The sequence below is a fragment of the Lacinutrix sp. Hel_I_90 genome (assembly GCF_000934685.1).
In the GTDB taxonomy this organism is placed as follows: Bacteria; Bacteroidota; Bacteroidia; order Flavobacteriales; family Flavobacteriaceae; genus Lacinutrix.
Genome location: NZ_JYNQ01000001.1, coordinates 301,703 through 315,184 on the forward strand (window position 1 = coordinate 301,703; position 13,482 = coordinate 315,184).

Below are 13,482 nucleotides of genomic sequence, written 5' to 3' on the forward strand. Positions count from 1 at the left end.
AAGTGATAAAAATCTTTTTCTCGCTAGGTGCGATAGAATGTTTCATTTGTTTTTTTTTATCTTTAGTAAAAAAACAGCTTATGCTCTATTTAAATATTGTAATTAAAATCATTATTGCACTTAGTGTTCTTAATGTATGGCTATTGCGCTATAACAAGTCATCACCTTATCGAGGAGGCGATGCAGAAACAATAAAAGAAGAATTTACAGCCTATGGTTTACCAGAATGGGTAATGAAAATTATAGGTTCTTTAAAGGTTTTACTATCTCTAGTATTATTAATTTCAATATTTTATAGGAGTATCGAAGACTTTGCAGCAGGAGGTATTGCTATTTTAATGCTAGGTGCTATAGGGATGCATTTAAAAATAGGAGATTCCCTAAAAAAATCTATGCCTGCTTTTATCTTTCTAGTCTTATCTCTTGTAATCATCTGGATTTAAATAAGCTGTAAGAAAACATATAATAAATAGACATTAATAAGGATAAATACGAATGAGGGTATGGCCTGCAAAAAACTGTCTTTTATTTTTAGTCTTACACCAAAACCTAAAAGCATTAACACGGCTAGTCCACCCGAAGCAAAAAGACCAATCCATAAATGAAATAAGCCTAGTACTAATCCTGTAGCGCCCATAATTTGTAGAACACCAGTAAGTTGTCTTTGTTTTTTTGTAAGTCCAAAACGTTTGAATTCACTAATCATGAGATTGTTTCGCAAGCAATTGTACCCATAATAGGCAAATGCAAAACTGGTAAATAGTAAGATGATTTTAAAGACTATCAAATAGTAGTGTATTTGATATAAATATACGCTATTGTTGGGGGTTTTAGTGACTAAATACTAAAGATTATTGCCGTTTAACCGCTTTAGGATTAAAAATTGTGATTGCCGAAATTAAATCCTGGATGTCCATGGTTTTAATATCTTCATCTGCAAAAAAAGCGGAACGTTTATCGGTATTGTAATTGTATATTTTCCAACGCTTAAACTGATACTCTAATGCAGTAAAATTTTCTATCCAGTCACCAGAGTTTAAATACATCGTTTCCCCTTTTTTGTTCTTTTTTACAATCATTTTTGGTTGGTGGATGTGACCGCAAATTACATAATCATAGCCGTTTTCAATGGCTAAGTCTGTTGCAACTTCCTCAAAATCACTAATGTATTTTATAGCTCTTTTTACACTGTTCTTTATTTTTTTAGAAAGCGAATAGCGTTCTTTTCCCATCGTAACTAATATCCAGTTTATAAAGCGATTAAAAAGAATTAGTAAATCGTAACCATAGCCACCTAATTTTGCTAACCATTTGGCATTTTGAATGGAAGCATCAAAAACATCACCGTGAAAGAACCAGGCTTTTTTACCATCTAAAGTCATGACTTTTTTATCGACAATAGAAATATTACCAATTTTTGTACCGCTGAATTTTCTCAGCATTTCATCATGATTTCCTGTAATGTATATAACGTCTACACCATCTGCAGCAAAATCCATTATTTTCTTGATCACCTGTAAATGTGATTTTGGAAAGTAACGCTTGCTAAACTGCCAGATATCTACAATATCGCCATTAAGAATGAGCGTTTTAGGAGTAATACTATTCAAATAAGTAAGCAATTGCTTAGCATGACAGCCGTAGGTTCCAAGATGAACATCTGATATTACTGCTACTTCTACTTTTCGTTTTAGGTTCAAAAAACTGCGTATTTAATTCTCTACAAATTAAATGATGTAGTATTAACTAAAGGTGAAGCTAAAATTATTAAAGTAATAGGTTTAAGTTAATTAACTATTATTAGAATGATTACAATGTTAACAGCGTATTATTCAGTTACAGAAAATGTAGTTAAATTCTGAATGTTTGTTGAAGATCCTGAAGCAGGAATGGCCAAGGTTTGACCTGCAGCTTCTAATGCAGCAATAGCAGTATCACTTATTTGATAGTTGCTTTGTGAGGTGGCCTGAACCAAACCAATAGTATCCGCAAAATAATTAGTAGACACTAAAATATCTTGAGGGTCTAAAATAGTGATTGTTATAGGAAAACCGCCAAAAGAAACAATGGTAGACACAGAGATGTTAAGTGTTAATTGTGAAGCAGTAACCCTGTTATATACGGTATTATTGAGCATAATATTTTCAGAATTACCCAAGGCTTTCGTAGACAATATATAAGTAATTGTTACAGGTAATCCGTTAAAATCCTGAGAAATGGTATTGGTATTTGCTGATAACTCAGTATTAGTTCCGGCTGATGCATCAAATAAAATGAAATCATTTAAAGTAATGTCAAAATTAAAAAGAGAGGCTATTTCTTCAGGCAATTCTAGTGTACCATTAAAGAGTAAAGCTGTGTTTGTTCGTGTTAGACTGCCAGAAGACAAAAAACTAGTCATGGTGCCATTGGCTGGCATGCCCTCATTAACGTCCAGCATAAAAGTATTCGCGGTTTCAGAGACTACGTACAAACTATCATTGCTGGTAATATTTTCTGACGTGGTATTATCTGTGTTTGACACACTATAGTTCCAGAAATCATTTTCTGTACTGGGAAAATAATTACCATCAGCAGCGGTCTCATTAGTATTGTGAGGGTTTTGCACACCTTCGTCTGAACACGATAGGGCGAAAATAGCTAAAAAAGAAAGTATAATAATTTTTTTGTATCCTTTCATAATTCTGAAAACTTAAGATGTAAACTTAGAGATTTTAAACTTAAAATTAGAAAATGGAAGCACAATTTTTCTTTTTCTATAATAACGTTTACATTAGCATACAAAATAGGGATATATGGCTGGAAATTCATTTGGAAAAATCTTTAATCTCACCACATTTGGAGAATCTCATGGCGTAGCCATTGGTGGTGTTATCGATGGTTGCCCACCCAATATCGCATTAGATTTTGATGCGATTCAACAAGAAATGAACAGACGTAAGCCGGGACAATCAACTATTGTTACGCAACGTAAAGAACCAGACGAAGTTAAATTTTTATCTGGTATTTTTGAGGGCAAAACCACGGGGACACCTATTGGTTTTATTATTGAAAATGCAAATCAGAAATCACAAGATTATTCGCATATAAAAGATTCATATCGTCCAAGTCACGCCGATTATGTGTATGATAAAAAATACGGACACCGCGACTACCGTGGCGGCGGACGAAGTTCTGCACGCGAAACAGCAAGCAGAGTAGTCGCTGGAGCGATTGCAAAACAACTTTTAAAAGACATTAAGATTAATGCATTCACCTCTTCAGTAGGTGAGATTTTTATAGATAAACCCTATCAGGAATTAGATTTTAGTAAAATTGAATCTAACGACATTAGGTGCCCAGATACGGCTACTGCAGAAAAAATGATTGCCAAAGTAAAAGAAATAAGAAAAGCGGGAGATACTATTGGCGGTACGATTACCTGTGTCATTCAAAATGTACCCGTTGGTTTAGGAGAACCTGTTTTCGATAAATTACATGCCGATTTGGGTAAAGCCATGTTGTCTATAAATGCAGTAAAAGGTTTTGAATATGGTAGCGGCTTTTGTGGTGCTAAAATGAAAGGTAGCGAACATAATGACCCCTTTAATAATGACGGTACTACAAAAACCAACTTTTCAGGAGGAATTCAAGGCGGTATAAGTAATGGTATGGACATTTACTTTAGAGTAGCTTTTAAACCTGTAGCAACGTTGATTCAAAATTATGAAACCATAGATAAAGACGGGAATACCGTTAAGATGCAAGGTAAAGGGCGTCATGACCCTTGTGTCTTACCAAGAGCAGTGCCTATTGTTGAAGCAATGGCAGCTTTGGTTATTGCCGATTTTTGGTTGTTGAATAAGTTGTATTAAACAATTCCAACGCAGGCAGAAATTTTATAAATTGAAGAAAATAGATTTGAAAAATTTGGGTTTGAAACAAAGTAAAAAGAGTCTTTTTTAGCGTGTAAATACGGTTATATTTTTTATGCTTTGATTACTTTTATCTCTATTTCACTTATTATATATTAATCGATATTGTTATTACAACATACGTAGTTAAAATTAAAAACTAACTAATAAAAGATTCCCGCTTTCTCGGGAAATAAATATGAAAAAACTAGAATTACACTGGAAAATTATAATAGGCATGGTATTAGGAATCCTCTTTGGATTCCTAATGAACGCTGTAGGTGGCGGAAAAGGCTTTGTTACCGATTGGATTGCACCCTTTGGAACAATCTTTATCAACCTTTTAAAACTTATCGCTGTACCATTAATTTTAGCTTCTTTAATTAAAGGTATCTCGGATTTAAAAGACATTTCTAAGATTAAATCGATGGGATTACGTACCATTATTATTTATGTAGGTACAACTTTAATCGCGATTGTAATAGGGCTATCAATTGTTAATGTTATAAAGCCCGGCGCAGGAATGCCTCAGGATACGATTGAGAAAATCAAATTAAAATACGAGAATGATGCCGATGTTAGCGATAAGCTAATGAAAGCATCAGCTCAAAAAGATGCTGGACCTTTGCAAGCTTTGGTGGATATTTTTCCAAGCAATATCTTTCAATCTTTGGGAGATGCCAGTATGCTGCAAGTTATTTTCTTTGCTTTATTTGTAGGGATCTGTTTATTGCTTATTCCTGAGAAAAAGGCAAAACCATTAATTGATTTTTTCGACTCGCTCAACGAAGTCGTCATGAAAATGGTTGATTTAATAATGCTATTTGCACCCTATGCTGTATTTGCTTTAATGGCAAATGTGATTATTGCTTTTGACGATACCGAAATTCTATTAAAGTTATTAAACTACGCGCTATGTGTTGTAGGAGGCTTAGCCTTAATGATAGGTTTCTATCTTGTTTTAGTTAAAGTATACACTAAAAAATCGCCACTTTGGTTTTTAAAGCAAATAAGTCCCGCACAATTATTGGCTTTTTCAACAAGTTCAAGTGCAGCGACATTACCAGTTACTATGGAGCGTGTAGAAGAACATTTAGGTGTAGATAAAGAAGTCTCGGGTTTTGTTTTACCAGTGGGTGCAACCGTGAATATGGATGGTACGAGTTTATATCAAGGTATTGCAGCGGTATTTATCATGCAGGTGATTTGGCCAGAAGGCTTAACATTTACTAATCAATTGGTTATTATTGCAACAGCATTATTAGCCTCTATAGGAAGTGCCGCAGTACCAAGTGCAGGTATGGTTATGCTGGTTATCGTTTTAGAATCTATTGGTTTTCCTGCGGAATTACTACCAATTGGTTTAGCCTTAATTTTTGCTGTAGACAGACCATTAGATATGTGCAGAACTGTAGTTAACGTTACTGGAGATGCTACCGTATCTATGATGGTCGCAAAGTCATTAGATAAATTGCATGAGCCAAGACCAAAAGAGTGGGATGATAATTATGAAGCAGTAAAATAATTTCAAAAAATAGAATATTCTTATTAAATTTATAGAAACGAATCCAGACGATAACTGTTTTCTTAATGAAAATTCAAAAGAGTTGTCTGGGCTTATCGCATTTTAAAATGACTATTAGAAACAGACATGGTCTGGTTCTATTAGTCATCCTAGACGTGTCTCGGTAAGGAATCGTATTTTTTAGACCACAATACCATGTCAAAAATCACGCGCAATAGTCACTCGGTTTCAGTACAATGGTTACACGATCATTTACAAGATGAGAATAGTCTTGTTTTCGACGCCAGTATACCTAAAGTTACGGCAGACAAGAGTGATGACAGGGATGTACAAATTCCTAACACACAATTTTTCGATATTAAAAATAAATTTAGTGACACAGAAGCTCGGTTTCCAAATACGATGCCATCTGAAAAGCAATTTCAAGAGGAAGCAAGAAAATTGGGTGTTAATCAGGACAGTACTATTATTGCTTACGACGATTTAGGCCTGTATTCAAGTGCACGTGTCTGGTGGCTATTTAAAATATTTGGGCACGATAATGTAGCCGTTTTAGACGGTGGTTTACCAGAATGGATTAATCAAGGTTATAAAACGGAAGCGAAACAAGAAAATAACAAACCTATTGGAGATTTTGAAGCCAAATATAATGCAAAACATGTGGTGTATTATGATCATTTAGAGGCACTTTCAAAAGACTCAAAATTTAAAATTATCGATGCGCGCTCAAGTGATCGGTTTAATGGTTTAGTAGCAGAACCAAGGGCAGGATTACGAAGCGGAACGATTTCTAATTCAGTAAATTTACCATACCACCAGGTCCTTAATGGAACAACACTAAAACCAGAACCAGAATTAAGATTAATTTTTAAAACGCTAGCGAATGAAAATCAGCATTTGGTGTTTTCTTGTGGCTCTGGTATTACGGCTTCTGTATTAAGTTTAGCTGCAACTATTGCGGGATACAAGAATAGTGTTTACGATGGCTCATGGACAGAATACGGCACCTTAAAAACAAATTAATTATGGAGACACCTAAAGATTGGACAAAACAGGAATTAATAGCTTACATTTTGCTTTATGTCGCTAATTCAGATCTTAATGAAAGCAACGATGAAAAAGATTTTATCATGTCTAAAGTCGATAGAGAAACTTTTGCAAGTGTTCATGCAGAATTCGACAAGGATAATGATTACCAATGTCTTCAAAAAATAATTAAAAGTGTAGAATCACATGATTATTTTAGGAATGACTATGCCGAATTGTTTGCAGATATTAAATCAATGTTATACGCGCATGGTGAAGCAGAGGAGATGGAAGAAACCGTATTTATGTACTTAAGGAAAATTTTAGAGAAATAAGTATTTAATTAAAAATCAACGGGTTCAAAAATTATCTTTAGAAATACTAGATTTCCTTCAAGTGTAATATTTTAGACTGCTTTCATTGTATGGCTTGTTGAGAATGTAATAATAAAAAAAGTCTCAAAGCCATATATAATCCATTCAGTAGCTAAAACTGAAGCTTTTAAAGTGTAGACTATAAACCTTAAAAGAACGTACTCATTCCTAACTCATCGTGATTTAGGGTAAATTAATTATTATGTGCTTTGAGACTCTAACCAATCTCAACAGCTATAAAATTAGCAAAGAGATAGGCTTTATAAAAACGATAATGAGTAAAGTGCTGGTTTCTACGAGTGAATACTACTTTTAAATGAGTTAAGTGTCTTTTTATGTCATTCATCGGTAATTTTTACAAAAATAGGTTGTAAATCAAATAATTAGGTCGTTCATCGATTTTTTACTGCACAATAAAATATCCCATTTATATTAGCAGTGCTATTACGAATAAATACTCCCAAACCTATGAAATTGTTGATAACAATACTTTTACTATTTACTGTGTTTTTTGCTTCTGCTCAAGAAGATAAAAAAGAAATAAACATTATTATACCTACTATCGAAGCGCCATCAATTGATCTGAATCAAGAGGTTGTTATTAGTGTCAAAGGCATTAAAACAATGGATGAAATCGATATTGAAAATTACAATAAAACAAGCTACCTAAACCTTATTGCTAATAAAAAGCAAGAACCAGAAATGTGCTAATAAGCATATTAATTGAATTAATCCAAGAATACAAACGTATTAGTTAAAGTCTGAATGTCTCAATTCAGACTTTTTTTATGCTAATACCTTTAGTTTTTAAGGTTTACAATTTTCTAGGACTTTTACTTAAACAAGAATGTTATATAATTCTTAAATACATCGGTTTTCTGTGTATATGTTTTTGATTATAACTAAATTAGTAAGTAATTAAAAACACATGTTCTTACCTAATGATTATTCCACGTTTTATAGTAAATCAGCTAACGGATAGTCATCGGAAATAAAAAATGAATGGAAGAAAAAAACAGACTTTTTAAGAAATACATTGAAACAAGATCCCAAACGGTAAAGCTTTGTGAAGGGCTTCAACCTGAAGATTTTTCAATACAAGCCGCTTCTTTTGTGAGTCCGCCTAAATGGCATTTGGCACACACCACCTGGTTTTTTGAAGAAATGGTTCTAAAGCAATTCAGTAAGGATTATAAAACATATAATGATACTTATGCTTTTTTGTTTAATAGTTATTACAACAGTTTAGGAGAACGTATTGGACGTCACGAAAGAGGGTTAATAACCAGGCCAACTAGTAATACCATTTTCAAGTACAGAGATTATGTGGATAAGCATATAGAAAAACTATTGGAAAGTGATTTAAATACTGCATTAGAAACACTCATTATTTTAGGCATTAACCACGAGCAACAACACCAAGAATTATTAATTACAGATTTAAAATATTCTTTTTCTCATAATCCTACCTATCCAGAACTATCCAATACAAATTTTATTTCAGATCAAAATACTAAAAACACAACAGATGACGCTTGGATAGCTATAGCAGAAGGTGTTTATACTATTGGGCATCAAAGTAAAGACTTCTCTTTTGATAATGAATTAGGAGTACATCGCGTGTTTTTAGAACCTTTTGAAATTTCTAAAGATTTAGTTACTAACGGTGACTATATTAAGTTTTTAGAATCAGGCGCTTACAGCGATCCAAAATACTGGTTAGACGACGGCTGGGCTTGGATTAATAGTAACGCTATATCAAAACCTTTATACTGGAAAAAAATTGAGGGTAAATGGTTCCATTATACGGTTTCAGGACTTAAACCAATAGATAAAAAGGCCATATTAAGTCATGTTTCATTTTATGAAGCGCATGCATTTGCGTTTTGGTCTGGACATAGATTGCCTACCGAATATGAATGGGAAATAGCATCCAAACAGTTTGTTTGGGGAACACGATGGGAGTGGACTAACTCTGCTTACTTACCGTATCCAAAATTTAAAATTTCAAAAGGTGCTGTAGGCGAGTATAATGGTAAATTTATGGTCAATTTAATGGTCCTTCGAGGGGCCTCGACAGCGACCGCACCAAATCATAGTCGTAATACGTACAGAAACTTTTTTAGTCCAGAAATGCAATGGCAACTCTCTGGAATTCGCTTAGTAAAATAGATTTAAAAAAAATGAACAATACCTTTATGAAAGATGTGGATAACGGGCTCAGTGCTAATCCGAAAATCTTATCTTCAAAATATTTTTATGATGCCATCGGAGATGCTTTGTTTATAAAAATAATGCAGATGCCAGAATATTACTTAACCAATTCTGAATTTGAAATTTTAAGTCAACAAACAGAAACTATTGTAAATAATTTGGGTCTGACTAAAAACAAGCCATTCGATTTAGTGGAGTTAGGCGCAGGAGATGGTAAGAAAACCAAAGAGTTATTGCGCTATCTAATAAAACATGACTATAATTTTAATTATGTTCCTATAGATATTTCAAGTAATGTTTTAAATCTTTTAGAGAACAGCTTAAGAGCAGAATTTAAAACCTTGAATATCGCTAAAAAACAAGGGGACTATTTCGAAGTTTTAAAAGAAATTAAAGCCAATAAGAAACCTAAAGTTGTGTTGTTTTTAGGGTCTAATATGGGTAACATGGAAGATGAAAAAGCACAGGTATTTATAGAAACATTAAGCGACGCATTAGAGATAAACGATAAATTGTTAGTGGGATTAGATTTAATAAAGTCTGAAGCTATTGTTTTGCCTGCGTATAATGATCAGGCAGGTATAACTAAAGCGTTTAATCTTAATTTATTATCACGTATTAATAAAGAATTATTAGCAGATTTTAATATAGAAACCTTCGATCATAGAGCAATTTATTCAGAACAGACAGGTATTGCCAGAAGTTATATTGTTAGCAAAGTAGAACAGACGGTAAGCATTGCACGTTTAAACAAAACATTTAATTTTAAAAAAGAGGAAGCTATAAATGTTGAAATTTCTCGTAAATACAATGATGCTATTGTCGATAAATTGATTGTAAATTCAGGTTTTAAAAGGCTTAAAAAGCTTACGGATTCAAAACAGTTCTTCGCAAACTATATTTTTAATAAATCAGCTTCATGACTCGTAAAACGACTGTAGGTCTTTTAGGTTTAGGGAGTAGAAGCACAGTATTCTATTTAGAAAAACTGAATGCTTTGTATCAGGAGTTGAATAAAGGGTACAGTACTTTTCCCTGCCTTGTATTAAATATAGATTTTAATAGCATTAATCCCTATTTACCTGATAAAACTTCAGACTTGCTTCATAATTTAAAACCAGTCATTAAAGACTTGGAAAGCTTAGCTATAGACCATTTAGTAGTTCCAAACCTAACGCTCCATGAAACATTAGAACATATAACAATGCCTACTAGAATTATTCATCCAGTAACGCTGTGTATTGAAAGACTACACTTTTACAAAAAGAATAAAGTAACACTTATTGGTTCTCAGTATACAATGAATGCCAATTATCTATTCAAAGCATTCGAGAAAGAACAGATCACAGTCGAAAGACCAACGCTTAAAGATCAAAACGTAATTGATGCTTTGAGAAAAAAGGTTTATAATAGCCAAGAAACCGAGGGAGATCTGCTTGGTTTTAGACGTTTATTAGAGACTTATAAAGCGAATTCTACGGTAATAATTTGTTGTACTGAATTATCTGTCATCAATTCAGAACCCAATAATGCGCAAAGTATTGATATGGCATTATTGCAAATAGAGCAAGCGATTAGTCTAAAAACTTAGCTTTTAATTCTGGAGTAGGAATCCAGCAAGATTCTTGTTTACCATACCATTTGTAACGATTTTTAGCGACGTAATCGTACACCCAATTTCTTATAAATGTGGGAACCATAAAAAATACAGCCATTAGATTTCTTGGAAAACCAAGTGCTTTGGCAATATGAAGTGCTGCTGAAGATTTTACTTTTATGCCATTTTCTTCAGAATAAAGCAGTATAGAATCTGTTTTTGAAGGATCTATATTAAAATGCGAGATGATTTTTTGTCCAATCTCACTTTGCAGTGCCGTAAATAGGAATTGATGCTTTGTATCATGTTTAATGACGTATTGTACAGAAGCGTTACATAGGTTGCAAACCCCATCGAATAGGATTAGTTTTTTATGTTTTGGAAGTTCTTTTATCACCATACACTACAAAAATACGATTTTACTTTTTATAAATTTTAGAAGCAGCTGTTCGCGTAAAGACTGAATACTGTGCCTTAACACTTACTTCAACGGGTCAACCAACTCCAATAAATCCACATTTACATTTGTGGTAAAAATACCATAATTCACAATGGCTTTGCCTTTTTCTAGCGTATCAATACTTCCAATGGCCTTGCCGTCATGCATTCTCACACGATCACCAATTTTTAATACTGGTTTTGGTTTTTCTACAGGAATAGCTTTTAGTTTAGCTTCTTTTTTCTTTTTACGAATAACTTCTACCTTTTTTTCAGCTTCTTGTTTTACTTGTTTCTCTTTCGTTTTTTCAACTTTCGCTTGTTTTGCTGATACTTTTTTACGTTTAGAATTTTCTATTTGTACTAAACGGAATAGCTCTGCCATTAGTTCACCCTTTTTCTTATCGTTAAAGAACTTTTCTGAAATGTCATTAACTTTCTGTCCGAGATAAATTAAACGCTGATTACTATCGTATAATTCCTGATAGCTTTCTAGTTTCTTTTGAATCTTCCCGTTGATTTCTTCAAGCTTATCAGCTTCAGATTGTTTTTTCTTTTCGTTTATTTTAAGTGATTCCCCTGTTTTTTCCAACTTTGCACGCTCTTTTTGAAGCTTAGCAATGGTGGCATCAAAGCGTATTTTAGAGCGTTCAATTTTCTTTTTAGCACGATTGATTAAACTATAGGGAATGCCATTTTTTTGAGCCACTTCAAAGGTGAAACTACTACCAGCCTGACCTAATGCCAGTTTGTACATGGGTTCTAACGTACGTTCATCGAACATCATGTTAGCATTAATCATGTCGTCCTTTTCGTTAGCTAACATTTTTAAGTTCGCATAATGTGTGGTAATAATACCAAAAGCATCCCGCGCATAAAACTCTTCTAAAAAGGTTTCGGCTAAAGCACCACCTAATTCAGGGTCAGATCCTGTACCAAATTCATCAATTAAAAAGAGAGTGTTTTTATTGCACTTCTTTAAAAAGTAATTCATTTGTTTTAGTCGGTAACTATAAGTACTTAAATGGTTTTCTATGGATTGGTTATCGCCAATATCGGTAAGGATTCTATCAAAAACACTCACGATGCTGCGTTCGTGAACAGGAATTAGCATCCCACTTTGCAACATTAACTGTAGTAAACCTACCGTTTTTAGGGTAATCGATTTTCCACCCGCATTTGGTCCAGAAATCACGATAATTCGGCTAGTCTTATTGAGCTCGATGGTTTGCGGAAAGGTTTTTTCTTTATTCTTAAGATTGGTTAGGTATAGTAGTGGGTGATACGCATCTCGCAAAAACAAATGTTTTTCATCGCTAATTTCTGGTAAAATAGCGTTCATTGATTTGGCATATTTTGCTTTTGCAGCAATCACATCTATTTCAGTTAAAAATTCCTGATAGTTTGCGATTAGTGGTAAGAACTCACGTAAAAAGTTAGTGACTTCTTTTAAGATACGAACGACCTCTTCGCCCTCTTCGTAATGTAAATTATTAAGTTCTCGAGAGTGCTGTAACGTGGTTTCTGGTTCAATATAAACAATACTTCCAGTCTTGCTTCCGCCCATTATGGCACCTTTAACCTTACGTCTGTACATGGCTTTTACTGCCAAAACGCGTTTATTTTCTACCACAGACTCCCGGATATCATCTAAATATTCTAAGTTGTGGTATTGGTTTAAAGCCGAGGTGAAACTGGAATTTATTTTACCTTTAAGTTTATTTATTTGTTGCCTAATGTCATAGAGTAGCGTAGAAGCATTGTCTTTTACATCGCCAAAACGGTCGACGACACTGTCAATCTTCTCGATGATTGCTGTTGTGACCTCTATGCGTTGTGCATACTGTTTTAAGTTGGGATAATAGTCTTCAAACTTATTTAGAGCTTTAACAATCTCATTAGCCGTTAGTGAAATAGAAACAATCTTTTTTAAACTGTGTGTTTCTAAATAGGTGTTTTCTATGCGTAGTAATTGTAATTCCTTGGTAATCGCCTCAAAGCCATGATTTGGTAAACGGTTGTCGTTATAAAAAGACGACACGTATTCGTTGGTTAACTGTAAGGCATTAAGTAAGGTCTCTTTGTCTTGGAACGGAGCAATGTCTTGTGCTTTAAGATGACCTAAATGTGTTACACAATACTCACTAACCTGTTCTAAAACAGTGGCGAATTCTAAATCTTGTAATGTTTTTTTGTGGATGTTAATCATAGCATTTCCCGTGAAAACGGGAACCTTATAAATTTGTTCTTTTTCTTAGCAGAACAAAGTTAAGGAAAAGGTTTGTAAATTGAATTTTTGAGAAGTGATCTTAGTAGTATTTAGTACTAAAAGAAGGGGATTTTATTTTATGCTACTTTTAAACCGTTCGGTTTAAGGGGAAGCTTACAATCAATTTTTTTATGTTTTAATTCAGA

14 protein-coding genes are annotated in these 13,482 nt (G+C 33.6%); 9 read left to right on the forward strand and 5 right to left on the reverse strand.

All coding sequences use genetic code 11. The features are described from left to right. Window positions 1-80 precede the first annotated feature (80 nt). Window positions 81-443: a DoxX family protein gene (locus tag GQ46_RS01325; RefSeq protein ID WP_044397646.1), complete on the forward strand. Its 363-nt coding sequence runs from the start codon at window positions 81-83 to the stop codon at window positions 441-443. On the opposite strand, the gene GQ46_RS01330 is transcribed toward GQ46_RS01325, so the two are convergent. From GQ46_RS01330 to GQ46_RS01340, 3 genes are all read right to left on the reverse strand, one after another. Then, window positions 440-787, reverse strand: a complete 348-nt coding sequence (locus GQ46_RS01330) for a DoxX family protein (RefSeq protein WP_044397648.1) — start codon at window positions 785-787, stop codon at window positions 440-442. The genes GQ46_RS01325 and GQ46_RS01330 overlap by 4 nt on opposite strands. 64 nt (window positions 788-851) lie before the next feature. Next, window positions 852-1,700: a UDP-2,3-diacylglucosamine diphosphatase gene (locus GQ46_RS01335; RefSeq protein ID WP_044397650.1), complete on the reverse strand. Its 849-nt coding sequence runs from the start codon at window positions 1,698-1,700 to the stop codon at window positions 852-854. A gap of 128 nt (window positions 1,701-1,828) precedes the next feature. Further along, complete coding sequence (locus GQ46_RS01340) at window positions 1,829-2,680, reverse strand: hypothetical protein (protein ID WP_044397653.1); 852 nt, start codon at window positions 2,678-2,680, stop codon at window positions 1,829-1,831. Between the two features lie 115 nt (window positions 2,681-2,795). On the opposite strand from GQ46_RS01340, the gene aroC reads away from it, so the two are divergent. The 8 genes from aroC to GQ46_RS01380 all read left to right on the forward strand — a co-directional run bounded on the left by aroC (window position 2,796) and on the right by GQ46_RS01380 (window position 10,623). After that, a complete protein-coding gene (aroC, locus tag GQ46_RS01345) occupies window positions 2,796-3,854 on the forward strand; it encodes a chorismate synthase (RefSeq protein ID WP_044397655.1) in 1,059 nt (352 codons plus the stop codon). A gap of 238 nt (window positions 3,855-4,092) precedes the next feature. Beyond that, on the forward strand, window positions 4,093-5,418 hold the full coding sequence (locus GQ46_RS01350) for a dicarboxylate/amino acid:cation symporter (RefSeq protein ID WP_044397656.1): 1,326 nt from the start codon (window positions 4,093-4,095) through the stop codon (window positions 5,416-5,418). A gap of 195 nt (window positions 5,419-5,613) precedes the next feature. Then, on the forward strand, window positions 5,614-6,441 hold the full coding sequence (locus tag GQ46_RS01355) for a sulfurtransferase (protein ID WP_044397658.1): 828 nt from the start codon (window positions 5,614-5,616) through the stop codon (window positions 6,439-6,441). Between the two features lie 2 nt (window positions 6,442-6,443). Then, window positions 6,444-6,779 (forward strand): hypothetical protein, encoded by a 336-nt coding sequence (locus tag GQ46_RS16995; RefSeq protein WP_052503371.1) that lies wholly within the window; start codon window positions 6,444-6,446, stop codon window positions 6,777-6,779. A gap of 507 nt (window positions 6,780-7,286) precedes the next feature. Further along, complete coding sequence (locus GQ46_RS01365; protein ID WP_044397660.1) at window positions 7,287-7,529, forward strand: hypothetical protein; 243 nt, start codon at window positions 7,287-7,289, stop codon at window positions 7,527-7,529. Between the two features lie 291 nt (window positions 7,530-7,820). Then, window positions 7,821-8,990 (forward strand): ergothioneine biosynthesis protein EgtB, encoded by a 1,170-nt coding sequence (gene egtB / locus GQ46_RS01370; RefSeq protein WP_044397662.1) that lies wholly within the window; start codon window positions 7,821-7,823, stop codon window positions 8,988-8,990. 11 nt (window positions 8,991-9,001) lie between these two features. After that, window positions 9,002-9,955, forward strand: a complete 954-nt coding sequence (locus GQ46_RS01375) for an L-histidine N(alpha)-methyltransferase (RefSeq protein ID WP_044404371.1) — start codon at window positions 9,002-9,004, stop codon at window positions 9,953-9,955. Next, complete coding sequence (locus GQ46_RS01380) at window positions 9,952-10,623, forward strand: aspartate/glutamate racemase family protein (protein ID WP_044397664.1); 672 nt, start codon at window positions 9,952-9,954, stop codon at window positions 10,621-10,623. The genes GQ46_RS01375 and GQ46_RS01380 overlap by 4 nt, the downstream gene beginning before the upstream one ends. Here the strand turns inward: GQ46_RS01380 and GQ46_RS01385 are convergent. After that, window positions 10,607-11,029 (reverse strand): DUF393 domain-containing protein, encoded by a 423-nt coding sequence (locus GQ46_RS01385; protein ID WP_044397665.1) that lies wholly within the window; start codon window positions 11,027-11,029, stop codon window positions 10,607-10,609. The two genes, GQ46_RS01380 and GQ46_RS01385, sit on opposite strands and share 17 nt — an antisense overlap. A gap of 81 nt (window positions 11,030-11,110) precedes the next feature. Beyond that, entirely contained in the window at window positions 11,111-13,276 is a 2,166-nt protein-coding gene (locus tag GQ46_RS01390) for a DNA mismatch repair protein MutS (protein WP_044397667.1), read from the reverse strand. Window positions 13,277-13,482: the final 206 nt, after the last annotated feature.

Excerpts from the sequence above, each read along its gene's own strand:
- GQ46_RS01325 (WP_044397646.1), top strand. The coding sequence starts at position 81 with ATGCTCTATTTAAATATTGTAATTAAAATCATTATTGCACTTAGTGTT.
- GQ46_RS01340 (WP_044397653.1), bottom strand. The coding sequence starts at position 2,680 with ATGAAAGGATACAAAAAAATTATTATACTTTCTTTTTTAGCTATTTTC.
- aroC (WP_044397655.1), top strand. The coding sequence starts at position 2,796 with ATGGCTGGAAATTCATTTGGAAAAATCTTTAATCTCACCACATTTGGA.
- GQ46_RS01350 (WP_044397656.1), top strand. The coding sequence starts at position 4,093 with ATGAAAAAACTAGAATTACACTGGAAAATTATAATAGGCATGGTATTA.
- GQ46_RS01355 (WP_044397658.1), top strand. The coding sequence starts at position 5,614 with ATGTCAAAAATCACGCGCAATAGTCACTCGGTTTCAGTACAATGGTTA.
- GQ46_RS16995 (WP_052503371.1), top strand. The coding sequence starts at position 6,444 with ATGGAGACACCTAAAGATTGGACAAAACAGGAATTAATAGCTTACATT.
- GQ46_RS01365 (WP_044397660.1), top strand. The coding sequence starts at position 7,287 with ATGAAATTGTTGATAACAATACTTTTACTATTTACTGTGTTTTTTGCT.
- egtB (WP_044397662.1), top strand. The coding sequence starts at position 7,821 with ATGGAAGAAAAAAACAGACTTTTTAAGAAATACATTGAAACAAGATCC.
- GQ46_RS01375 (WP_044404371.1), top strand. The coding sequence starts at position 9,002 with ATGAACAATACCTTTATGAAAGATGTGGATAACGGGCTCAGTGCTAAT.
- GQ46_RS01380 (WP_044397664.1), top strand. The coding sequence starts at position 9,952 with ATGACTCGTAAAACGACTGTAGGTCTTTTAGGTTTAGGGAGTAGAAGC.
- GQ46_RS01385 (WP_044397665.1), bottom strand. The coding sequence starts at position 11,029 with ATGGTGATAAAAGAACTTCCAAAACATAAAAAACTAATCCTATTCGAT.
- GQ46_RS01390 (WP_044397667.1), bottom strand. The coding sequence starts at position 13,276 with ATGATTAACATCCACAAAAAAACATTACAAGATTTAGAATTCGCCACT.